General features: G+C 46.6%; 16 protein-coding genes. 10 read left to right on the plus strand and 6 right to left on the minus strand.

The features are described 5' to 3' along the window. Nucleotides 1-809: 809 nt before the first annotated feature. Complete coding sequence (locus tag DXY33_RS01795; RefSeq protein ID WP_244275811.1) at nucleotides 810-2075, plus strand: sugar transferase; 1266 nt, start codon at nucleotides 810-812, stop codon at nucleotides 2073-2075. Between the two features lie 210 nt (nucleotides 2076-2285). On the opposite strand, the gene DXY33_RS01800 is transcribed toward DXY33_RS01795, so the two are convergent. The 3 genes from DXY33_RS01800 to DXY33_RS01810 all read right to left on the minus strand — a co-directional run bounded on the left by DXY33_RS01800 (nucleotide 2286) and on the right by DXY33_RS01810 (nucleotide 6138). Further along, nucleotides 2286-3299: a GDP-L-fucose synthase gene (locus DXY33_RS01800; RefSeq protein WP_115131496.1), complete on the minus strand. Its 1014-nt coding sequence runs from the start codon at nucleotides 3297-3299 to the stop codon at nucleotides 2286-2288. Nucleotides 3300-3313: 14 nt separating this feature from the next. Continuing rightward, nucleotides 3314-4471 (minus strand): GDP-mannose 4,6-dehydratase, encoded by a 1158-nt coding sequence (gene gmd / locus DXY33_RS01805; protein WP_371634540.1) that lies wholly within the window; start codon nucleotides 4469-4471, stop codon nucleotides 3314-3316. Between the two features lie 914 nt (nucleotides 4472-5385). Further along, nucleotides 5386-6138, minus strand: coding sequence for a glycosyl transferase family 90 (locus DXY33_RS01810; protein ID WP_170950898.1), 753 nt, complete (start codon nucleotides 6136-6138; stop codon nucleotides 5386-5388). Between the two features lie 239 nt (nucleotides 6139-6377). Between DXY33_RS01810 and DXY33_RS11930 the strand changes: the two genes are divergently transcribed. Beyond that, complete coding sequence (locus DXY33_RS11930; RefSeq protein WP_136975410.1) at nucleotides 6378-7271, plus strand: calcium-binding protein; 894 nt, start codon at nucleotides 6378-6380, stop codon at nucleotides 7269-7271. On the opposite strand, the gene DXY33_RS11935 is transcribed toward DXY33_RS11930, so the two are convergent. Next, nucleotides 7231-8157 (minus strand): hypothetical protein, encoded by a 927-nt coding sequence (locus tag DXY33_RS11935; protein WP_136975411.1) that lies wholly within the window; start codon nucleotides 8155-8157, stop codon nucleotides 7231-7233. The two genes, DXY33_RS11930 and DXY33_RS11935, sit on opposite strands and share 41 nt — an antisense overlap. A gap of 82 nt (nucleotides 8158-8239) precedes the next feature. Between DXY33_RS11935 and DXY33_RS01820 the strand changes: the two genes are divergently transcribed. Beyond that, complete coding sequence (locus DXY33_RS01820) at nucleotides 8240-9487, plus strand: glycosyltransferase (protein WP_115131499.1); 1248 nt, start codon at nucleotides 8240-8242, stop codon at nucleotides 9485-9487. Here DXY33_RS01820 and DXY33_RS01825 read toward each other — a convergent pair. Further along, a complete protein-coding gene (locus DXY33_RS01825) occupies nucleotides 9448-10647 on the minus strand; it encodes a glycosyltransferase family 4 protein (protein WP_115131500.1) in 1200 nt (399 codons plus the stop codon). The genes DXY33_RS01820 and DXY33_RS01825 overlap by 40 nt on opposite strands. A gap of 101 nt (nucleotides 10648-10748) precedes the next feature. On the opposite strand from DXY33_RS01825, the gene DXY33_RS01830 reads away from it, so the two are divergent. From DXY33_RS01830 to DXY33_RS01850, 5 genes are all read left to right on the plus strand, one after another. Next, nucleotides 10749-12311: a glycosyltransferase gene (locus tag DXY33_RS01830; protein WP_115131501.1), complete on the plus strand. Its 1563-nt coding sequence runs from the start codon at nucleotides 10749-10751 to the stop codon at nucleotides 12309-12311. Between the two features lie 269 nt (nucleotides 12312-12580). Beyond that, nucleotides 12581-13510, plus strand: a complete 930-nt coding sequence (locus tag DXY33_RS11940; RefSeq protein ID WP_136975412.1) for a hypothetical protein — start codon at nucleotides 12581-12583, stop codon at nucleotides 13508-13510. Nucleotides 13511-13515: 5 nt separating this feature from the next. Beyond that, nucleotides 13516-14760, plus strand: coding sequence for a glycosyltransferase (locus DXY33_RS01840; RefSeq protein ID WP_115131503.1), 1245 nt, complete (start codon nucleotides 13516-13518; stop codon nucleotides 14758-14760). Nucleotides 14761-14873: 113 nt separating this feature from the next. Beyond that, on the plus strand, nucleotides 14874-16604 hold the full coding sequence (locus tag DXY33_RS01845) for a calcium-binding protein (protein WP_115131504.1): 1731 nt from the start codon (nucleotides 14874-14876) through the stop codon (nucleotides 16602-16604). Between the two features lie 60 nt (nucleotides 16605-16664). After that, entirely contained in the window at nucleotides 16665-18860 is a 2196-nt protein-coding gene (locus DXY33_RS01850; RefSeq protein WP_115131505.1) for a hypothetical protein, read from the plus strand. On the opposite strand, the gene DXY33_RS01855 is transcribed toward DXY33_RS01850, so the two are convergent. Next, the gene (locus tag DXY33_RS01855) at nucleotides 18815-20992 is read right to left on the minus strand and encodes a CDC27 family protein (RefSeq protein ID WP_115131506.1); all 2178 of its coding nucleotides are present in this window, start codon (nucleotides 20990-20992) and stop codon (nucleotides 18815-18817) included. The two genes, DXY33_RS01850 and DXY33_RS01855, sit on opposite strands and share 46 nt — an antisense overlap. Before the next feature lie 37 nt (nucleotides 20993-21029). Between DXY33_RS01855 and DXY33_RS01860 the strand changes: the two genes are divergently transcribed. Further along, nucleotides 21030-22775 carry a tetratricopeptide repeat protein gene (locus tag DXY33_RS01860; protein ID WP_170950899.1) on the plus strand — a complete coding sequence of 582 codons (1746 nt, stop codon included), beginning with the start codon at nucleotides 21030-21032 and terminating at the stop codon, nucleotides 22773-22775. Beyond that, the gene (locus DXY33_RS01865; RefSeq protein WP_115131508.1) at nucleotides 22768-23544 is read left to right on the plus strand and encodes a peptidylprolyl isomerase; all 777 of its coding nucleotides are present in this window, start codon (nucleotides 22768-22770) and stop codon (nucleotides 23542-23544) included. Before DXY33_RS01860 ends, DXY33_RS01865 begins: the two co-directional genes overlap by 8 nt. The last annotated feature ends 2 nt before the right edge of the window (nucleotides 23545-23546 follow it).

Below are 23546 nucleotides of genomic sequence, written 5' to 3' on the forward strand. Positions count from 1 at the left end.
TAGCCTCATAGCGCTGAATTTCTCGTATTATTTGAGCTCTTCACTGCATAGCATTTACCTTATTTGTGTAGGCCTTAAGCAGCGGCATCACCTTACCTCTCGTTTATACGATATCGCATTAGCTACATTCAAGCCTCTAACCCATGGTCGTGTAGTTCTAATTCTCTACTCTTTTGATTCTGTTTTGTTGACTCAATAGATATGCCCCAGCCTTAATCTGCGGTCTCGAGGCCTCTGTCGCTTCTATTTATGCCCATATTTCGAATTTTACCTCTACTTGTCGCTTCTTTTGCCAGCTCATATTGCTGATATTGTATCTTTTTGTCATTAGCACTCTGATGTTCATAAGCGTTTTCATCTTTTTGTTCGTGTTTTTGTCTTGTTTGCGCCTTTATCCCCTTGCATTCATTCTATGCCAATCCTTTTATAGATAATCTCTCGTTTTTCTTTTTCTAGACTGCCTCCTTACTTCGACCCTTGAGTGTATTGATTTTGCATTGATTTCTTTCTGGTTTCTGCGATTAGTGCCCGTGCTCAAATATAGCTATTCGCTTTGACAAGTATTTTATAATTACTACTGGCGGCAATCGAGCGTTGGATGGTAACCTAACTTGTCTGTCATTGCATACCATGTTGTGTTGTTGACACTGATGAGTGTCTATGTGAAGTGATTTTTGATTTTCCCTTAATAACTTTGCTGCTGGCTGAGATTGTTTGTTATGTGGATCCCTAACCCACGCACTCTGATTCTTCTGTCATTGCTCCTCGATGGCGTCGGCCAGCTCATGATTCTGGGTTTAATGCTCCAGATGCAGTCCTTGCTTGGTTTTTCGACCGGCGACCACCATTTTGAGGGACAGTTCGTCTGGCTTTTGTTCTCCCTTCTGCTGTACCCCCTCCTTGGTTGGTTGTTCGGCAGCTACACGGTCCTTCGTTGGCGTCGTCTTCCCCTGTTCGTACTTTTCCAGCGCCTGTTGATTACCGCTGCGGCAACCCTGACGGTAGTTGCTGTTGCGCGTTGGTCGATCAACCCTTCGGATGCGGTGTGGCTTGTTCATAGGCGAGTACAGCTTGTTTGGATGTTTGCCCTCACCGTTTGGGGCTTTCTCGTGCGTTTGGCGCTGCGCTACAGCCTGTTGCTTCCTGATTCACCTCGGCTGTTATTACTTGCTCAGCAGAATGAGATCCATACCGTTTTAACCGCTTGGCGGCGTGTACCTCACCGCCATCGTCTTCTACCTGTCGATGAGTTGCGTTTGCAAAGGCGTCTCGATCAATCTGAGCAGCCTTTGTTGGTGGCTGTAAGTGCTGGGATTCGCCGTGATCCCAGCAAGCGGTTGCTGCTTGAGAGTCTTGAGATGCGTGATCCACGTGTTGTGCGCAGTGTGTCGGTTCTCAGTCTGTTTGAACAGCAGCAGGAGCGTCTGCCACCTGTTTTGATGGGCGATGTCTCCTTCACCTATGACGATCTACCTTGGGCCTCTACTTTCAGCGTTCAGGCTCAACTCAAGCGCATGGCCGATGTTGTTGTGTCGGCGTTGCTTTTGTTGTTTACAGCTCCTTTCATGGTAATTGCAGCGCTGCTGATTTGGTTAGAAGATCGTGGCCCGATTTTTTATTCACAGCAGCGTAGTGGCTGGCTTGGGCATTCTTTCACGGTTTTTAAGCTTCGTACTATGTCTGTTCAGCCAATCGATGCTCCAGCGGAGTGGACACAGATCGGAGATCAGCGCATCACAGCAATCGGTGGAATTCTGCGCAGGTTACGGCTCGATGAACTACCTCAGCTTCTTAGCGTCTTCATTGGTGAGATGAGTTTGATTGGACCTCGGCCAGAGCGTCCTGAGATTGAGGATCAACTTGAGCGCAGCATGCCCCACTACCGCAAGCGTCATTGGATGCGCCCTGGCTTAAGTGGTTGGGCTCAGGTATGTGCGCCTTATGCCAGCAGTATTGAGGACTCAGACTTCAAACTTTCATATGATTTGTACTATTTGCGACACTTCAGTACATGGCTTGATCTGGTGATCCTTTTCCGTACGATCAAGACAGTGCTCAAGGCTGGCGGGCGCTGAATTACATGCTCTTCGCCGACATTATTCACATTCTCAGAAACCCGCCTATTCCTTCTGTTAGAGCTTTTTATACTTCGTTTCGATATTCTTAGATTTGGCTTGCTTTCTTTTGTCTGAGACTTTGACAATTTTATTATTGGTATTTTCTTGTTGCTAAACCTTTGCTAGTTCCGTTTCTGCAGAGTTTGGTTAAGTTCTCCTTGATTTTCTTTATTTCCTTAATTGGCCTGATATTAGTCTTTGTTTGAAATCTTGATATGCCAGCGGTAAGCCTTCTGCAAGAGGGATCCGTGCTGACCAGCCGAGTTGGCTTAGCCGACTCACATCGAGCTGTTTTTTGGGTGTACCCTCCGGCTTACTGCTATCCCAGAGAATATTGCCCTCATAACCTACTGTTTGGGCTACTTTTTCGGCAAGTTCACGTATACTTATATCGATACCAGTGCCTACGTTGAGGAAACTCAGAGGTTCCCCTTGGTCGTCTTTTGGCGCATCACCACTCAACGTAGACCAATTCTCTAGGGCAAACACGCAGGCCTCACCCAGGTCATCGACGTGGAGGAATTCTCGTAGAGGTGTGCCGCTTCCCCAGCAGGTTACGGTTTTCATTCCTGTTTCTTTTGCCTCATGAAAGCGGCGGACTAGGGCTGGAAGCACATGACTATCGGTAAGGTGGTAGTTGTCGCCTGGTCCATAGAGGTTGGTGGGCATCAGGCTTATTGCATCAACGCCGTGTTGCCGACACAGGGCCTCAGCAAGTTTGATGCCAGCGATTTTGGCTATGGCGTACCACTCATTGGTTGACTCCAGAGATCCAGTCAGAAGTTCTTCTTCTCGGATTGGTTGCTTGGCAAATTTGGGGTATATGCAGCTGCTTCCTAGAAACAGCAGCCGGCGCGTGCCTGCTTGCCACGATGCCTCCATCACGTTCGTCTGGAGTTTGAGGTTTTGCAGCAGGAAATCGGAAGGTCTGCTTCGGTTGGCTTCAATGCCTCCAACAGTCGCCGCTGCGAGTATTACTACGTCGGGTCTATTCGCTTTCATCCATGTGTTCACGGCCTGGCCATTCAGTAGGTCTAGCTGCTGACGCGTGGGCGTCAGTAGTGCTCCGTGTTGGGTTTGATCGCCATAACCCTTGCCCTTCAGGGCGCGGCTGATGGCGCTGCCGGCCATGCCATGGCCTCCGGCAACGAAGATGTTGTCGCTTGGACTGAGTAGAGCCATTTCTGCAGTGTGTTTTATTCCCTTGCACCAACCACATTGAAGCCTTTGTCTTGTAGGTATGCTTCTTTGCGAGCTTCTTCCTGGTCAATAGCGATCATTTCGTTGACCAGTTCTTCCAATGTGGTGGTGGGGGTCCAGCCCAGTTTTTTGCATGCCTTAGTTGGATCTCCAAGCAGTGTATCTACTTCAGCGGGGCGGAAATAACGGGGATCAATCCGAACTACAATTGCGCCTGTATCGCTCCGACGACCGGTTTCTTCTAGACCCGAGCCTTCCCATCGGAGTGGGCCCCAACCTAGGGCCTTAGCTGAGAGCTCAATAAAACGGCGTACGGATTCTTGTCGGCCAGTTGCGATAACGAAATCCTCGGGAGTCTCCTGTTGGAGCATTCGCCATTGCATCTCCACATAGTCACGAGCGTGGCCCCAGTCGCGCAATGAATCGAGGTTGCCCATATAAATGCATTGGTCCAGGCCGGCATCAATACGGGCTAGACCGCGAGTGATCTTGCGGGTCACGAAGGTTTCACCTCGCCTCGGGCTCTCATGATTGAACAAAAGGCCGTTGCAGGCATACATCCCGTAGGCCTCTCGATAATTGACAACTATCCAGTATGCGTAAAGCTTTGCTACGCCGTAGGGACTGCGGGGGTGAAAAGGGGTCGTTTCTTTTTGTGGAATTTCCTGAACTAGACCGTATAGCTCGGAGGTCGAGGCCTGGTAGATGCGGGTTTTCTGGGTAAGCCCGCAGATACGCACAGCCTCCAGGATGCGTAGCGTGCCAAGGGCATCAACGTTGGCGGTGTATTCGGGCGCTTCGAAACTTACTGCCACATGGCTCTGGGCACCAAGGTTGTAAATCTCATCGGGTTGGACATGCTCGATTATGCGCTGAAGGTTGCTTCCGTCTGACAGGTCGCCGTAGTGGAGAGTCAGTTGCGGAGGCTGCCCCCTGGGATCGGTCTCGTGAGGGTCTTGATAGAGGTGATTTATTCGAGTGGTGTTGAACGAAGATGCACGGCGTTTGATGCCGTGCACGGCGTAGCCTTTTTCCAGAAGGAGTTCTGCGAGATAGGAGCCGTCTTGCCCAGTTATACCAGTAATCAGAGCTCTTTTTGAGTTCTTCACGATTGCCTTTCCAGTAGCTTTGCCTTGATCAATGTAACGCTGCAAATCCTGTTATTATAGCTTCTCGTCTCTTCTTACATATGTATTGAATGCAACCTGTCAACTTTGTTTTTGCGAGCGTATTGGATCTTTTCTTTATCTCTTCTCGAATCACTCAGCCTAGCTTCCTGTTTCTATAGATTTTCCTGTTCTTTGTTGCTATTAATCGACTTACGTCGCTTAAGTAATGTTTACTGATGTGCGCCCTTTTGTCTCTAAACGCAGAAGTACTATTCATTTTGCCTTTGTTGCTAGCTTGTAGTTGTCGGCGCGTATTACATTCCCTTGAGTTTGGTTGTCACCAAGCTTCTTTACTCACATCATCAAATGAGATTAATGCCGCCCTGGTAGCTGGTTTCTAAAGGGCTTAACAATCTAGTTTGTTCCTGTCTTGTGCTGTCTATGTTCAACGGAGGGATATCTTTTTGGTTGTTTTTATTCTTTTCTGCAGTCAGTCTTCTCTTGTAGCATGCCAGAGGTGTTGTTTAAATTTATCTAGAAGAGTTTTGCATCAGTGACAATAGATGCATCTTGCAGCAAAATAGTATTTCTCTTCGGTCATGGATTTGCCGTTTCTCCCCGGTCTGCTACGACGCCATAGAGCACATCCTCAAGTTTTTGTTTACTCGTCCACCCATTAAATTTTTATCTATGGCGCCATTTCTTGCTATATAGAAGAATTTGTTCCCAATCCAAACCATTTTCGCTATTTTCTTGCTGTACTTGTCCTCTCTGTTAAGTCCATATAGAAGTCTTGATGTTGTGCTTCTTATCACTAGAACCACCTGGTCTGAGCTTGTTTACAAAGCTCTTGGTCTTTCGATGAAGCTTGTGACGGATGAACGTGGTTTCTGATTATGTATTGATGTCCATTGCCTAGCTCATTAATCCGCCCAATTTCTTTACCTAAATCAGACAAACTATCTTTCTGCTAAAGCGTCGATGGCTTCTATGACTTTTCGTCCAAGGTTCTTAGCCTCTTGTTCTGCAAGAATTCTCCCATTATATGCAATTTTTTCGCAATGGTCTGGATTGGCCATGCACCAATCAAGTTGCGTCGACAGGTTGGATAAATCGCTAGCTATCGGGATTATGTGGACGTAAGGCTTGAGTTTATGGTGATACCACTGTTGGCGTGGACTGTCAACTTTAAGGATGCAACTACCACTCAGCAGTTTCCAAAGCAAACCCCAGGAATTAACGTTCCCATCAATTTCAATCAAATATCGATATAGTCCAAACATCCAAGCCGGGCAATAAGCGGCCATTAGGTTTTCTTCTATCAAGTGTTGTCGAATTTGCTCCGTCGCTTCTGAGTCCCTTCCCTGTACTACTGCAGTCATCCGAGCATCCAGTAGCTCAGGCATTTCCAAGCTTAAACAACACAACTTGTAACGCTGATTCTTGGTGAGCCTTGTCAAGGTGAGTGCTGACATTCCCGTGCTTGCACCTCGCCAGAAGGCCAGAGGTTGGCGCTGCTTCCAGGGTGGTAAGCGTTGATCCAGAAATTCCTTGCGTAGTCGTTCGTATCCGTTTGACCCCAGGGCGTAGGGGTCCGGGATAAGCGTTTCTCTAGAACCCGCTCTAGCGTCGAATTGTAGGCAATTATTTCGATCTGATTCTTCATCGTGAAGTTGGATCCTGAATTTATTAATCGCTTGGTTCGACTGCATTCGCCATGCTGCAACGCTTGCGACGTGTAGCAGCGGTAGAAGCCTCCCTGGCATTGTCGTCATGTTGCTTGGGGCATGGACGATTGGAGGCTGATATCCCCGCAGCGATACATTCAATTCCTGGAGACCCGCCTGTTCGTTGAGTTCCCAGTACTGCTGATTTATCGGTGGCCACTTCCCAGCCAAACCTTCCTCCCTTTCGTTGTAATTTAAGTCATTCTGGGCACAGCGAGAACAACATGAAGATCCTGGTTGCGATCGTGCACTACTGGAATCCTGAGGCTGGAGGTCGGCATGCGTCGTTGCGTTCCAATCCTCAGCCCCGCATTATGGCGCTCCAAGAGCAGTTGCTTTGTCTATTGCGCCTTTCGAATCATCAGGGCGCTATTGATATCGGAGCTATGTCTGTCTCTGATGCTAATCATGCGATTCGTCATGTTTTTGATCTATGCGTAGTTACAGATGGTGTTCATACCATCCTGAATCATTTACCCTCTGCGCTTCGAAGTTTGTTGCATGAGGAGATTCGAACTCCGTTGACACCGAAACATCTAGGCTTTGAAGCTCAAAAGCTCTTAGCCGAAAATATTGATGAAGATTATGACTTATTGGTTTATCTTGAGGATGATCTGCTTATACACGATCCGTACTTTTTCCATAAAATATCTTGGTTTGGTCGTCAGCTAGGCTCTGACCATCTGTTGTTACCACAGCGGATGGAGATCGCTGCAGGAGTTCATTTAGTAGATCGATTGTTTATAGATGGAGCTCTGCCTGCAGCGGAGCTCCATAAGGTGATTCCAGATCCACCTCCATCTTTGTCAATCCAGATGCCAACCGGATCTGTTTACTTCGAGTCTCCGCGTAATCCGCATGCCGGCTGTTTTGCACTTACACCGAATCAAATGAGACTTTGGGCGGAGGCTGATTGTTGGCAGGATGGCGATTGTTCGTATGTTTCACCGTTGGAAAGTGCTGCTACTTTGGGACTGCTTAAGATATTTCGGCTATACAAGCCAGCTTTTGCTTGTGCAAGTTGGCTTGAGATCCAGCACTGGGGAACGTCCTTTAGTTCGTTAGTGGGAGCTTCCGTTAAGCCGCCTCGTTCTGTTGACGGCGAAGCCAATTGCTGAAACGCACTGAACGGCGCGCTTCCAGTGAATGTAGCTTCTGTTTTAGAGATTTGTTCTTCATGCATATGTCACTGATGGTGCGACCCATTAGTTCTTCCGCCAGCTTTAATTGTTGTCGAATAGTGTCTGGTAAGTGCCTTTGACGTTCTTCATTCTTGCTCTCAGCCAGCAGCCAGTCATGTAGTTGAAGCGACATTTTCAGGAGTAGTGATCCTGATGATTTTTTTGTGTCTGTATATTTGATCTTTATTTCGTTAGAGTTTGTCTGTTCCATTGTTTCTTTATCGAGTTCGATCAAGCTTTTATGATGACGCTCAGGTAGCGTGAGCTGCAGGGTGCTTTCGATCAGATTCAGAGTGGCATCCAGATCCCATGAAAGCTGTTCTCCATCCACGATCACTCTAGAGCAGTTTCTGCTGTGCTTTTCCATTGCCAGTGTGCTTTGCAACCATACGAGGAGTGCATGATCGCGATCCCACCCCTCGATGTTGCGAAACTGTTCAACCACAGCCAGAGGGTGTCGAACTACAAGCAGATGTTGGATGAGTAGGTTTTGTTCTTCTAATGCCGAGTGCCACAAGGGCAGAATTCTTTCCATCCCGTGGACGCATGCAAGGCAGCAATCTTTAGCTGTTTCACCGTTGAGAGCCTCTCTCAATGAGGAAGAAAATTGTTTGGCTGCGTCGCTCCTCAAATATCGATCTGGTAATTCCAGAGGACTGTCCCAGCCATTACCAACATCCCTCAGCAACTCTTGCTGTGATTTTGAAAGGCTATGTAAATTTCTGGCTTGAGCTCCGCAGCGCTCCAAAACATGACTCATTCTCGCTGTACCGCATTGGGGTAGCCCCAGCACGAGCAAAACGTTCGGACGAGTCGACAGCACCGTTCACAAGGCGATAAGGCTCTGAAGGTACCGCCCTTTGTCAGGCTCAGCCAGTGACAATGGGGGAACTACCTGTTTTCTCGTGCGGATTCTGCTGATTCACCAGAATTACCCAGGCCAGTTTCGTCAGCTGATACCCCTCTTGTTGAAGGACGGGCATGAGCTAAGGGCCATTTGCGCTCATGAGCGTCCCCTTCCAGATGATGTGCCCGTTCAGCGCTACAAGGGTCCCGACATCAGCGGTCTTGCCAACGCCTCAATAGCTGCGCCTGGCCTGGATTACTGGGCTGATGGGTTGGCCCGTGCACCTCAAGTTGCTCAATGTGCTGAGCAATGGCGCCGTGAAGGGTGGACGCCAGATTTGATTTTGGGTCACAGCGGATGGGGGGAGACACTTCTTCTAAACCAGGTCTGGCCTCAATCCCCCTGTGTTATTTGGCCTGAGCTTTGGGTTAAGCCCCAGCATGCCGGTATTGAGCTGCCGCCTGAAGGCCCTGGTCCCACTCTTCAGCAACTTGCTGACCACAGTGCACGCAATTACCTCACCCGTGCAGCGTTGGCTTCAGCTAGCGCTTGGGTGATGCCTACTCGATACCAGGCAGAGAGCTTGCCAGCCGAATTCAGAGACATGCGCTTGCACGTTATCCACGAAGGAATCAATTGCGATGTCGCTTGCCCTCGGGAAGATGTCGAATATCACGTTAGGGGCATTCGTGTCAACCGCTCTGTTCCGACAATAACTTTTGTAAACCGCAATTTGGAGTGTCTGCGCGGATTTGACGTGTTTATGAGGGCGTTGCCGACTGTTTTGCATAAACACAAAAATGTGCGCATCTTGATTGTTGGTGACAATGGTGTTGGTTATGCAGGTCATGGTTTTGCCAATGATGTACCTTTAAAGCAACGAATGTTGTCTGAATTGGAAGGTCAGCTAGACCTTGATCGTATCCATTTTCTCGGGCGTATTCCCTATCCAAGCTTGCTGGCCCTGCTTCAAGCTAGTTGGGTCCATGTTTATCTAACAAAGCCTTTCATTCTCGGATGGAGTTTACTTGAGGCGATGGCATGTGGCTGTGCCCTGGTTGGAAGTGAAGGCATGCCTGTTTCTGAAGTTCTTACGCATCGTCACAACGCACTTTTGGTTCCAGCTGCTGATTCTTCTGCACTGGCCGCATCTATTCTTGATTTGTTGTCGAATTCCTCTCTCCGACTTCAGTTGGGCCGGCAGGCGCGTCAGGATTCATTGGCTTGGGATCAGAGTGTTATGTGGCCTCGGTTTCAGAGTTTGTTTCAAGAGTTGCTCAACTCACAGAAGAGTCGTTCGAGTTGAGCGGAAGAATTAGAGACGCTAAACTTCTGTTCAACTCGTCTTTGACCATTCTGAGCTAATTTGCGGAGTTCTTCTGTAGGTGCGTTTATAACTTCTAAAAGCTTGGATGCTAAAGAACTAGGGTCATTGGCCTTGAAACTTAAACCGCTCTTGCCTTCCTCAAAGACTTCGCTAGCACCACCAACGCCACTGCTAATTAGTACTAGTCCGCTTGCCATTGCTTCGGCAGCCACAATGCCGAAAGCTTCTGGATGAATAGATGGGAAGACGGCGACATGATGCAACCGGAAAAATTTGACTAGCTGTGGTCTGGTTAACTGTCCGTACCAAAACACATTATTTGCAACTCCGTTATTGTTCAAGAATTCGCGAATTGCGTTGCAGTAGTTCTTTTGAAATACGCCTCCAGCAATGCTGAGTTCTACGTCAAGTCTATGCTCTTTTAATAGTACTAACGCTTCTGCAATGGTATGCACACCTTTTGTACTCATCAATAGGCCAGCAAAACAAATCTTTAGTGGTCGAGCGCTGCTGCCTAGTTTTTGTGAATTTGTAAGTTCTGGCCCAAGCGGTGCAGGTAATGATCGATCTTGGCGAGTCTTGAAGAGGTCGCATCGCGCCCCGGGGTAAACAACGGGGATCGAATAGGATATTTGTTCTCCATGCTTGATCAGTGCATCACGTACGGCTTCACTTGCTGCCACCATACGATAATTAATCATTTTGGGGTGTTGACCGTATTGAAATGGAGGGCTGACGTATCCGATGTGATGGAGCACTGGGACAGTTGAATTTTCTAGAGATTTGAGAATTTCTGGTCCCAGTAAATCTAGGTTGCCAAGTAATATTCCGTCGAAACGATTTTGTTTAAGGTGTCTAAGTAATGTTTTTTGATTTGTTTTGTCGATCTGATTGCGTACCGTGATATTTCTAAGGTGATGAACACCTTTTTTAAAGTCTCCCTTGAGTTGAAGGGTACGGTCGATTAATGCCTCTAGGTTCAGATCGCCTCTTGGTTGTGGCAGATACGGTGCGTCGCTACAGAGCACTGTCAGCTGATGTCCTCGTTGCTCAAGCCCCCATGCAAAATCGGCCATGCTCCTCCCATAGCCCCCGAGCTCCTGGGGCGGGAAGAGATTTGTGATCAGCAGCAGGTGCATCTCGTTGGAGGCTCTAACTGGATGAAGGTTTAGGTTCCATACTCTCTTGGTAACCGCTCGTGGGTCTTTCGGTGTCTCCAGCTGATCTGCCGGCCCTCCTGATGGTTCCGGATCTTTTGCCTGGTGGAGGCCCGCTCAATGGCAGGCGTTGGGCTGGACAGCAGTTACTCCAGCTATGGCTAGAGCTAGCTCAAGGACGAGAGCTTCCATTGCTTCTTGCTGATCCAGCATTTGCAGGACAGGTGCAGGACTTAATCAGTTCATGGGGCAGCAGCAGCTCCTGTCGGTCGATTGGCTTTTCGTCAGCCTCTGAGTTGAGCTCGTGTGGCGGCTTGTTGGTCCCTGATCCGTCTATCGGACTGTGGAGCCTTTGGCGGGATGCCTACGCGGCACCTGCATCGTTCTCGCTCATAGGGCAAATCCACACGCTTTGCACCACCGGTGCCATGGTTCGTCTAGAGGAACTTACATCCGAGAATGTCTTTTCTTGGGATTGCTTGATTTGTAGCAGTACTGCAGGTCGTGAAGTCGTGCAATCGGTATTGACACAACGTGAAGATCGTCAATCTCGTCGTGCTGGTGTTTCTGCCAAGTCGCTTAGACAGCATCGTCCTCAATTACCTGTAATTCCTCTGCCAATACCGGTTAAAGAGATTCAGTCTGTTTTGCCTGAACGTTCAGCAGCCCGAGCTGCATTAGGTCTGCCAAGGGATGCAGATGTTGTTTTGTGGTTAGGGCGTTTGACATTACTTTCTAAGTCTGATCAGGCGCCGACTTACAGCATGCTTGATTGTTTAGCGCGACAGCGTCAACGACCTCTTGTGCTGTTGGAGCTGGGCCCGGATGACAACCCAGAGGGAGGTGCCGCACTGAAGCGTCTTCGTAGTTGTTTTCGCCATCTGCAATTTCGTCGCCTCGGTGACGAAAAACCAGTTACAGAGGGAGTGAAATATCAGGCCTTTGCTGCTTCGGATATTGGTATTTCGTTGGTCGACAATGTGCAAGAAACATTTGGTCAGTCAGTCGTTGAGATGATGGCTGCCGGCCTGCCCGTGGTTTTGAGCGATTGGGACGGTTATCGTGATCTTGTTCAGGATGGTTGTCACGGTTTTCGTGTCCCATCCCGTTGGGCTGAGGTATCTTCATCCTTATCTGTCAATTTGGGCTGGAACCATCGTGTCGGCCTTGACCCTTATCCAGCAGTAGCAGGGGCTCTGGCTCAAATGGTTCAACTCGATTTAGCGGCGGCCCGTGATTGTATTTCTACACTGTTGAAACATGTTCACTTACGCAAAAGTATGGGAGCAGCTGCAGCACGTTGGGCTCGAGAACAATTTGACCGTTCAGTTGTGGCTGAGCGTTATCAACAGCTTTTTGTGGAACTTGGCGAACTTCGGGCACACGCCTTGGAAGAATGGCATCAACCTTCCGTTCCCCCATTGGCTATTGATCCTGTACATTGCTTCCAGCCATTCGCTAGCCCATCAAACGGCCAGGCTTTTGTCAACGAGCTTGCTGAAGTAGACCCTTCACTAAGGCAATCATTGGAGGAACAGCGATTACCTCTGTGGAAGATGCTTGCGTCTCATTTAGGCCAAGATCAGCAAATCCTTCTCCGTCAAGCGTTGGAGCAGAAACATGGTATGAGATTGTTTGACCGATGAGCCTGTTTACCCCGCGCAGTTGGCCTTTCTGGCATCATCAAATAATTCGTTCTCAGTGGCGTCGCTGGTTTATTCCAACTCTCCTGATGCTTCCTTATGTTGCATCGTTGATCTGGCTCCATCAACAGGGTTTGATTTGGTTGGTGCAAATCATGCTTGCCCCGTTGGTAATGGGCCTAGTTATCGGTCTCATTACTTTGCTGCTTGCCCGGTTGGAGTATCGGGCTTCCCTCTGGAGGCGGTAGTCTTTTGAAACTGATCCTCATCCTATGACCGCCTTGATTTCCTTCATTCCAGCAGCTCCATGGAGCGTTGCCGAGGTGATTGGACGTGGCGACCGTGATGCTCTCATCCGGTTTTGGCTTACAGCACCTGAGGATTTGCTCGAGAGTCTTTGGATTTCACCATTAGGTGAGGCAACTCGAGCCATGGTTAATCAGCTGCATCAAGAATTCCCTTTCACTACAGATCAGCGTTCTGTCCGCGACCGCATTAATCAGCAGCTTCAGCAAGGATTAGATCGGCCTGGTACAGTTCAGTTACTAATAGCGGTTTTTCTGGTTTCACCGCCTGGACAACTCCAAATTGCCAATGCCGGACGTTGGCTTCCCTCTTGGTTGTTGCCTTCTTACACTGAATTGTATGAATCGGAGGTTTCCAAGAATACTCCGAGCCAAGCTCAGCATGATCTAGCCGCAACTGCTCCAGTTCCGCAAGTTGATTTTGGGGAATTTCCGAGCACGCTTGAAGAGTTGATTGGTAATCGTATACAGTTAAATAGAATGTTGGGTTTATCGAATCTTTATTATATTGATCCTGAAGATCAAGAGATCTTGGATGAGCTTATGCAGCTTCGTCGTCAGTTTGCTGCAGCTATTGAACGTTGTTCAGAGCAAAAGCTTCAGCAGCTGTTTGAGGCCGATTTGGGAGATCGTTACTGGGCCATGGTTCGTTCTGGTGTTCAGAAAGAGCCATTGTCTGCCGACGATCAGGCCTTTAAAGATCGTGCCGTTGTGCGTTTGACCCCATCTCAAGGAGGTGGTTTTGATGCTCCGAATGCTACTAATGCGTTTTTGATTGCGATGTTGTTTTATGTTCCTGGTACTATGAAAGTTGATGAGGCTGACCAGAAAATCCCTCACTGGCTATTACAAGGTTATCAGGACATTTTTGCGCGTCCACTCTCCACGAACGACTGAATAACTTGAAGATTCTCTTCATTCATCCTAACTATCCATCTCAATTTCGTCGACTTGCTCCTCGCTTAGTTGAGATGGGGCACGACGTGATTTTTTTGGCTGGGAAGCGGGAGTGGCATGCTCCAGATCCCCTTCCCGGCCTAAAGCTAAAGCCCTATCAATGTCATCGCTCTGGGGGTTCTGAATTGCTTCATCCCTACCTGCGCCGCTTTGATCAGGCTGTTTTGGAGGGACAGGCTGTCTTTCGAAGCTGTGCAGAGCTCAGCAAGGAGGGCTGGCAACCTGATTGGATTATCAATCACGTTGGTTTTGGTGCAGGCCTTTATGTACGCGATATTTTTCCTTCTGCACGTCGCGCAGCGCTCTTTGAGTGGTATTACAACTCAGAGGGTTCTGATGTGGATTTTCTTAATTGCGGACCAGTTGAGCCTGATAGACGTTTACGTCTACGCACATGGAATGCCCAAACACTTATAGAGCTGGCTGATGCTGATCTTGCTGTAACCCCTACTTTTTGGCAGCAACAACAATTTCCTGCATGGATGCGCCAGCGTTTAAAGGTTATCCATGAAGGAATCGATTGGTCCAAGCTCCAGCACCTATCTAGGAGTGACCATCAGGCCTGGCCAGGTTGTCCAAAAGACGCCGAAATCGTTACGTATGTGAGCCGCGGTTTTGAAGAGTATCGAGGTTTCCCGCAGGCAATGAAGGCATTAGCCCAACTGCAGCGGATGCGTCCAAAAGTCCAGGTTTTAATTGCCGGTAGTGATCTTGTGGCATATGGGGCTGGTCGCTCTGATGGGCGGAGCTGGCAGAAATGGGCACAAGACGAAGCAGGCTTGGATCGCGATCGAACCCATTGGCTCGGAGCATTGCAGACATCTGACTATCACCGCTTGCTGCAGGCGAGTCATGTGCACCTTTATTTGACAATTCCGTTCGTTTTGAGTTGGAGCCTTCTCGAGGCCATGTCTGCTGGGTGCAGCATTGTTAGCAGCTCCACGCCCCCAGTGGAAGAGATGATCACCAGTGGCGAGCATGGCTTGCTTTGCGACTTTTTTGATCATGACCAGCAAGCGCAGGCCATGAACCTCCTGCTTGATGACCGGGTTCTGGCCAAGACACTAGGGATAGCGTCTCAGGCTCGGGCTAAGCACTATGACTCAGAACTCGGGCTTAAGGCTTGGTGCGCGCATTTGTCTTCAGCTTCAGACTCGGCGCCTGAGCCCAGTTGTCAGCCTGTCTCCTAAGACGTATAAAGGTGCGTGCCTAGGCCTTAGTGTTTCGGCAACACACCGCCCCCTTGGTGGGTGCGGTTGTGAGGAGTCCCCAACAGCTCACCCACCACAAAGCCCAAATCCCAATGAGCACGAGCTACAACACGATTCTTGGTACTGACACCGCCAACACTCTGATTGGTACTTCTGGTGCAGATTCCATTGTCGCTCTTAGCGACAACGACACTGTCAACGGCAAGGGCGGCGCTGACATCATTTCTGCCGGCGACGGCAACGATGTCGTCATCATGAGCGACGCGGCTGCAAACGCATCCATCGATGGTGGTAGCGGCAATGACAGCCTGACCTTCACTGTTTCTATGGCTACCGCCACAATCGGTGGTGGTCTTGGAAACGACAGCCTCAATTTCACTAAATCGATTGACGGCGGCGAAGTCCGCGGTGGCGCTGGTAGCGATTCCATCAACGTCGCCACAACCCTGAAGGGTGCGACTGTTTACGGTGCCGGTGTTGGCGTTCCTACAAGTGATGGTGCTGACTCCATCACCGTTTCTGGAAGCCTTAGCGCTGCCTATGTCCAGGGCAACAAGGGTAACGACACAATCCGCCTTGGAGCAGGTATCAACTCTGGCTCGCTGGTGCGGGGTGGTAAAGACAACGATCTGACCATCATCACGACCACCGTTACCGGTTCAACCGTTTACGGCGACCTGGGCTCCGACTCGATTGACATCACCACAAACGTTGATTCTTCAACTGTTCAAGGTGGTTCTGATTCGGATACCACCGCTGATGGATCTGACTCACTGTCGATTGGCGGCACTGTTAATGCATCCACCATCCAAGCAAATGGTGGTAACGACACCATTTACATCGCAGGTGTCGCGAAAGGTTCTTCCTCCATTCGTGGCGGCGCCGGCGACGATGTGATCTCTGGTATCTCTGCAATTACCTCCTCCGAGATCTACGGAGATAAAGGTGCAGACACCATCATCTTCGGTAACAGCGCAACTGCTGATGTCTTCAGCAAAGCACTGATCACATCTAACGCTGGCAACGACAGCCTTAAAGTTACTGGCCGTCTTCTGACCAGTACCGTTCAGGGTGGTGCTGGTAACGACACCATCTCGATCACCATTAACGGTGGTACTGGTGAAAGCATCAACGTTGACTCCAGTGTCTACGGTGAAGCCGGCGATGATCACATCACTGGCGCTGCTATCGGTGGCACCATCTACGGTGGTGCAGGTAATGACACTTTCGCTCTTACCGCTCTGACCAGCGGCAACCTTTACGGTGATGCCGGTGATGACACCGTCAAGATCACTGGTTCCGCTAACAAAGCAACCATCGCTGGTGGCGACGGTAACGACACTCTGATCGTTACTACTAACTTCGTTAGCAGCCGCGCCGAAAGCTTCGCAAGTGCATCTTTCGGTGGTGACATTTCAGGTTCTGTGATTGTCGGCCAGTCCGGCAATGACACCATCATGTTCCTCGACGGAGAAGCATCTGGTGCTTCAATCGTTGGCGGTGCTGGTGATGACAGCCTGTTCTTCACAGGTGCTGCGAATGGAACCAACGCAGATACCGACATTGGTGGTAGCACCACTTACTACTTCGGCACCAGTGGTGGTCAAGACACCATTGCCTTCGGAGCTGCATCTACCCGTTCCGCACTCACAATCGCAATCTCTGCAGATTACGGTTCAACCGGATCGCTCGCCAGCTCTGTTCTTACCCTTGGCGCAGGCAACACCATCACCTTCCTGAATGGTGCAACTACTGCTGCTGCAAACGGAAGTGAGATCAGCTTCATCACTGTTTCTCAATCTACGATTGATAGCCTCGGCTGATCAATTCTTTATCACTAAATACAAAGCCCTCGCAAGAGGGCTTTTTTCTTGTCTTTTTGTATGACTACTAGTTTAAGTCGTCAACTTATTTATGGTCCTACGGCGGGAGATATCGATCATTTACCACCTTGGCTAGCAAACTCAATTAGTTTGTTTAGAGAAGGTAAAATATTACATACTCATTTATTGCTTTCTGCTTATTCTAGCGATTGTGCTTTTGATTTAAAGCCAGATGTTATTTGGCTAGATATTCAGTGTCTTCATTCGCTTAGATATTATTCTAAAGTGCCTGGATTAATAAAATCCCTTTCCCTTATTGTACAGGCAGATGATTCTAGGATACTTCACGCAACTTTGCAGTATCTCCTGAATAGCAATTCATCCGTTGATTTTAAATATATCTTACCTTCATGTAATCTTGATTCTCGCTTTACAGAATTTCCTCACCTCTTGATTTCTGCTATCAATTCTTGTTTGATCGCTGGTAATATTAATGAGGCAGACTTACTGCTCGAAAAGTTGTTGCCTGTAGAGAGTCTATTTGTTGCTTTAGTTCGAGCTAAAGTTGCTAAAGAAAAAGGCAACCACATTCTTGTCGAATCAATTTTACTTCCAAAGTTAGATGAATATATTTATGATCGTGAGTATTGTGAGATCTTGATCAACACGCTCTTTTCACTTAGAAGGGAATCTCTCTGCATGCCCGTCCTTCGTAAGTGTATTGAGTTCCATCATACTTTGAGTTCAACCCTCTTAAGTCGGTTTTCAGAAGCAAAGTTGCTTCAGCGTCAGCCTGCTGATGGTCTGCGCTTTAAGCTTTTAGAGCGAATTAATAACAGTGTTGGTGCTGAGCAACAATCTCCCACATGCTTGTCTACTGCCTATGATCTACTTGGAAGATCTGAATGGTTGAAATATATACACCCTGAGATTATTTTACGTCCTGGCATGGCGGCTCATCTTGCATCTAATTTGATGATGCATTCTAGTAGTCAAGCACTTTCTTCTTACCCTGAACTTGCAAAGAATCTAAATTCTTTTCTTTATAGTCAATGGCGCTCTATCGGTGAAAAATGCATTGGACCCTATCCTAAAAAGATTCATTCTGACAAATTGAAAGTTGGATGGATACTTGGTGATGTTTGTAATCATCCGGTATTTAGATTTGTTTATTCATTTTTTTACGCAAGTCAAGGACATAAGAAACATGATCATTGCGTTGTTGCAACACATGCAATGAATCGTCAATATACAGAGTTGTTGTTGGCATTATCAGATATATCATTGGTTGATTTTAGTCATATTAAGACTATGCCTGAGCAGCTCAGGTGTATTCGAAGTCAAGAATTTGACGTTGTCATTGATCTAAATGGCTGGACAGCTAACAACATTGCACCTGTTTTTCTTGCACGAGTGGCTCCTCTACAGGTTAATTATTTGGCATATCATGCAAGTTCAGGTATTCCATCCATGGATGTTTGGATCGTTGACGATAACCTAATTCCCCTCGAAACTAGTTCTCAAGAATGGCATACTGAAAAGATTGTTCGCCTTTCTAGACCTTTTCTTGCCTGGCAACCTCCTTTTGAATTGCCTGAAGGTAAGATTAAAACTGTCACTCCAATAGCCTTTGATAAAGGTTCGCCGATTCGTTTTGGCTCTTTTAACAATATGCGCAAGATTTCTGATTCTTGTCTTCAGCTATGGTCAAAGCTATTAAAAAGGGTTCCAAACTCGATCTTAGTTTTAAAAGCATTTGCGTCTGAAGACGAAAATACTGCTTTCTTGATTAAGCAGAGACTCATTGATGCCGAAATTGATATTAATAGAATACATTTCCTGCCCTTTACTTCTACTCCAGATGAGCACTTAATGCAGTATGCATATTTAGATGTTGCTTTAGATAGTTTCCCAAATACTGGTTGTACAACTACTTGTGAGGCTTTGTGGATGGGTGTACCCGTGCTTACATTGTATGGTGAGCACTATGTTACAAGAATGGCCTATGCTGTTTTATGTGGTGCTGGCTTAAGTGATTGGAGCTTTTCAAATTCAGATGATTATTTAGGTTTTGCTGTATCTCTAGCAGAAAATAAAAGTCTCACATGGCTTCGCTCTAATCGTGCATATTGGAGAGAGAAAATTACCTCCTCTATGCTGGGAGATTCAAAGGATTTAATGCAACAATTAGAATCTACTTTTCTTAATCTTCATGATATGCGGACTTCTTCTTTGGACAGTACTGCAGAACGATAGATAGTTTCCAGCTCTTTGCTAACTCTTCGCGGTTGGTTGAGCGGCGAATTTCTAATTCTTTCTACAAGATCTATTCTTTCTTGATTCTTCCTTGGCCCTCTTTTAAATAAAGCTTCAGCAATTTTAAGATAATTTTCTCCGTCTTCTGCAATAAATTCCTCGCAATTAGCTGATGCTAAGACACTTGCTGCTAAATTTGAGGCCATTGTTTCACCCTTTCTGCATATAACTGGAATCCCCATCCAAAGTGCCTCGGCCGTCGTTGTTGCACCCCCGTATGGAATCGGATCTAAAGCAATATCAATACCATTGTATGCTTCCAGATGTGCTTCAAATGCATCTTGAAATGGAAGCAAAATCAATCTAGAACGCTCCACACCACATTGTGTGAATCTTTTGATGATTTCTTCTTGTTCTTTTTTGTGTTTAAAGCTTATGCTTTTTAACACTAATTCAGTATTTTTGCATCTCATTAGTATTTTGGACCAAAGATTAATCGTATCTTTTGTTATTTTTCTTGCATGATTTAGGCTACCAAATCTAACCTTATTGTTTCCAATTCTCTTTGGAGTTGGACAATTTAGAGGCATTGGCAAAGTCATATAGCCTTTTTCCACATAAGCTAGATTATGACTATCAGCCTCTTCGTTCTTGAGATCTCGAAATAAGTATTCATCCCCTATCCACCATGGAACTGATTTCAAGTATGTAGGACCCGGGTATCCTAAATAGCTCATTTGAACAAAAGCGGGTTCACTTATACATATTCCAATTCTATTGTTCCCCGTAAATCCGCCTAATTCTACTAAAACATCTAATCTTTGATCAGCCACAATTCGTGCAGCTTTATTATCGTCGCAATCACTCAGTTCAAGCCAGTGATCGCATGATGATTTGACTTTTTCTGTTGTCTGATCCCAACGTGGACCAGTATGAATACACCATATTTCAACCTCCGATCTTTTGTGTGTTTCAAGGATTGGAATTAAAAATCTAGCTACTGGATGATTACAAAAGTCTGAAGACAAATAGCCTACTTTAATCTTTCTTTTGCTCTTTGCATAGTCCTCGTGTATATATTCTTTGTTCAGCTCTTTCATGAACTCATTTTGCTCCCTCTTTTCCCACTTATATACAATATCTTTCAGTTGTTTGCTAGATATTAGCTGTTGGCTCGTCGATAAAAATAAAAGATTGAATAAATGCAAGTCTTTTTTCATGAACTCTTCAATGCTTAACTCAGATAGTAAAACTTTTGCTTGTGCTTGCTTCCCAATTTCACATAGGCTTTGAAGCCATGCGTGCTTTAGAGAGCTGTCATCAGGACTGAGTTTCAAGGCTGTACGTAATATAATTTCAGGATCTATTGTCACCTTATTTGCTCTTATGCATGCAACATAGTTCAGCCAATTGGTTGACTGCAACGGTTTCAGCTCGCATAGACTTTTAAATATTGATGCTGCTTCGTTAAATCTTTGCTCTGCCATTAGAACTCCTGCTTCTGCACCTAGGATTTCGTATCTTCTACGATCTATGGTGATTGGTAAATTGTCAATTACTTTGCGTGCTTCTTTTATTTGTCTTGTTTCTTTCAGAAGTACAATTCGATTTGCAGCTGTGACTTCATCGTCGGGGTTGATTGAATTTGCATTTGTGAAAGCTTTTAATCCTTCTTGTAGCTTTCCTAGATTGCTATATGCTACTCCTAGATTAAACCAAATTGAAAAACTGTTTGAATTGTTTTTTTGTATTTTCTCGAGAATGTCTATGCTATTTTTAAATTGTTTGTTTCCAGAGTAGCACCTTGCTAGTTCAATAAGTAGAGCCTCGTCATTTTTGTTTCTTTCAAGTGATATGTTGAGTATTTTTATTGATTCTTGATAGCTTCCCTTTTGCCTAAGTATTGTTGAACTGTGCAAGCTTACGGTCTTATTATTAAACGTTTCCTCTGGAAGGCTTTTAATTAGTTTAAGCGCTTGATCGTAGTTTTTATCCATTTTCAGCACTTCAAAAACTTTAATTAGGTCTGACACCCGTTTTTCTTTTAGCCATCGTTGATGGTACTTAGCTTTAACCTCTTCGCCTGTCGCCTCCGGCATCATACTTTCAGCATCAGTTCGAAGGTATGTCATGCTGGTTCCCACAGTGTCGTTGCCCAATTCTCAATCCTTGAAGACTTACGATCAACTCTATGAAACAGCGCAGGACTGGTTGCTTGCGCTCGGTAAGGATGCTGATCTGGCTCAGGCCGCTTTAGAAGCTTCCAGCCAAATTACTTTATCTCAAGGCGAATTTCATTGGCCTATGGTCAAAGCTTTGGCCTATTGGAATCTTAAGAAATTTGACGAGGGGTTTGCCGCTCTGCGTGAGGTCGATTCTACAAATCTGCAATGTCCAGATTTTTTTGGATTATACGGAATGCTTGCAAGGCGCATTCCAGGTGAGGAAGCTACTGCAGAAGCAGCTTATTTGCGATCCTTAGAGCTTAGCCCTGGACGATCAGATATTTACTATAATCTAGGAAATCTTTTTCAGAAGAAGTCCCCAGAACGTGCAATTCAGTACTATTTAGAAAGTCTTCGTTTGGATTCTTCTGCTGCCAATGCTTGGCACAACTATGGTGCTGCACTTAATGAGACTAATAATCAATCGACCTCTCTTCTTGCTTTAAAAAATAGCTTGCGTCTAGATCCATTTGATGCTGATGCTTGGTGTAATTTTGGGCTTACACTATTTCAGGTTGAAAAGTTTGATGCCTCTAAAGCTTGTTTTGTGCATGCAATTGGTCTTGATAAAATGCATGCTCAAAGTCATGTTAATTATGGTCAAGTTCTAATCGAAACCCTTCAGCCTGAGGCGGCTTTGGCTTCGCTTAAGCGAGGGGTTGAGCTCGATAAAAGCTCATCAAATTCACTTTGGAATCTGAGTCTCGCGTTACTGTTATTAGGCCATTATAAGGAAGGATGGCGTTTTTATGAGGCACGATTTCATACAGAAGATTTGGGGTCTGTTGTTCCACCTACACCTATCCCTCAGGAGCGTATGCTATCCAAATTGCCTTCTTTAGGTGATTCTGAGCTGATTATTTGGAGTGAGCAAGGTTTAGGTGATAGTCTGCAATTTGTTCGCTATCTCTATCTTTTACACGCGCGTAATATTCCTTTTCGTTTTTTAGCACACAAACCGCTCGTTCGTTTGTATAGAGATTGGCTTAGTCTGGATGTTCATGTATCTGAGAAACTGGCACCCCCTGAGCAAGGTTTGGAGAAGCGTCCGAATATTCCCTTGCTAAGTCTTCCTTACCTTTTCGGTACCGAACTACATTCCATTCCATCAAATATTCCATATCTGACTGCTCCTGGTCCTGTTCCTCCGCATCTGAAGGTAACGTCACCTCCCGGCGGTATTACTGTTGGAATAGTCTGGGCTACTAATCCAGATAATAAGGCGATGTATCGGAATAAATCGCTCCCAGCTTCTTTACTCCTGCCACCGTTGATTGACTTAGTCAATCTTGGTCTTATCCAGCTTCATTCATTACAGGTTGGTCCTGATTCTTCTCAGTTAAAACCTTTTCTTGGGGTTACAGGTGTTCACGACTGGGGTAATGTTGTCAGTGATTTTTCTGACACAGCGTATTTGATTGACCAACTTGATATTGTCTTGACGGTTGATACTGCTGTGGCGCATTTGGCAGGCGCCTTGAATAAACCAGTTTGGTTGCTTCTTGCGCATAATGCCGATTTCAGGTGGTTGCATCGCAGAGAAGATACCCCTTGGTATCCTAAGATGAGGCTCTTTCGACAGCCGGAGCGTGGGGATTGGTCAGGTTTAATGTCTCAAGTACAAGAAGCTCTTAACCAGCTATTCCTTTTAGATCTTCCTTCTCTGTCTAAGGCTAAACTTTATGGGTGAACTATTTCCTGAAGCTCCAGATGATTTTGTTATTGAGGATTTAGTTCGTAGGGGCAACTTGCTCCCATTATTATTGCGGCGTTACGTTGAAGAAAGCATTGTATCATTGGTTCCTCTATCTGATTCTGATATACAGGCAGCGGAAAAGGCCATTATTGGCTCCTCTGATATAGATGATTGGTTGGCAATAAAAGGTTGGTCAAAATCTGATCTTCTAATCGCGGCATCACGCGATTTAGCTTTAAAAAAGTTTGCTCGCCAACAATTTTCACCAGGTTTAGAAGAATCTTTTTTAGCCACACGCGGCGGACGAGATGAAATTGTCTACTCTCTACTACGTGTACGCAACCTGGGCCTTGCTCGTGAGCTCTATTTGCGTATTGCTGAGGGAGAATTGGTTTTCTCAGATGCGGCACGAGAATTTGGCGAAGGACCTGAAGCTCGTCATCAAGGCTTAATTGGTCCTATCCGTTTATCCCAACTGCATCCTCAGCCTCTCGTTGATGCCCTACGGGGACTTCAGGCCGGTGAATTGGCCAAGCCGTTGTCTTTAGGGGAATGGCACTTGATACTTCGTTTAGAGCACTTCACGCCTGCTCGTTTGGACGATGACATGAGGTCTGTTTTGCTTGATGAGCAGCTCGAAGCCTTTCTTGACGAAAGAGTAAAGCGCCTGCAGGCTGGTGATCCCGTCGATGATCTCCGGTTTGACTGCGATGCCCCCAAGCAGCCGGAGACTCAACACCTTGACGCCAGTGATCTGACTTGAAC

Origin of the sequence: Synechococcus sp. N26 (assembly GCF_900473975.1) — a bacterium.
Classification (GTDB): Bacteria; Cyanobacteriota; Cyanobacteriia; order PCC-6307; family Cyanobiaceae; genus Parasynechococcus.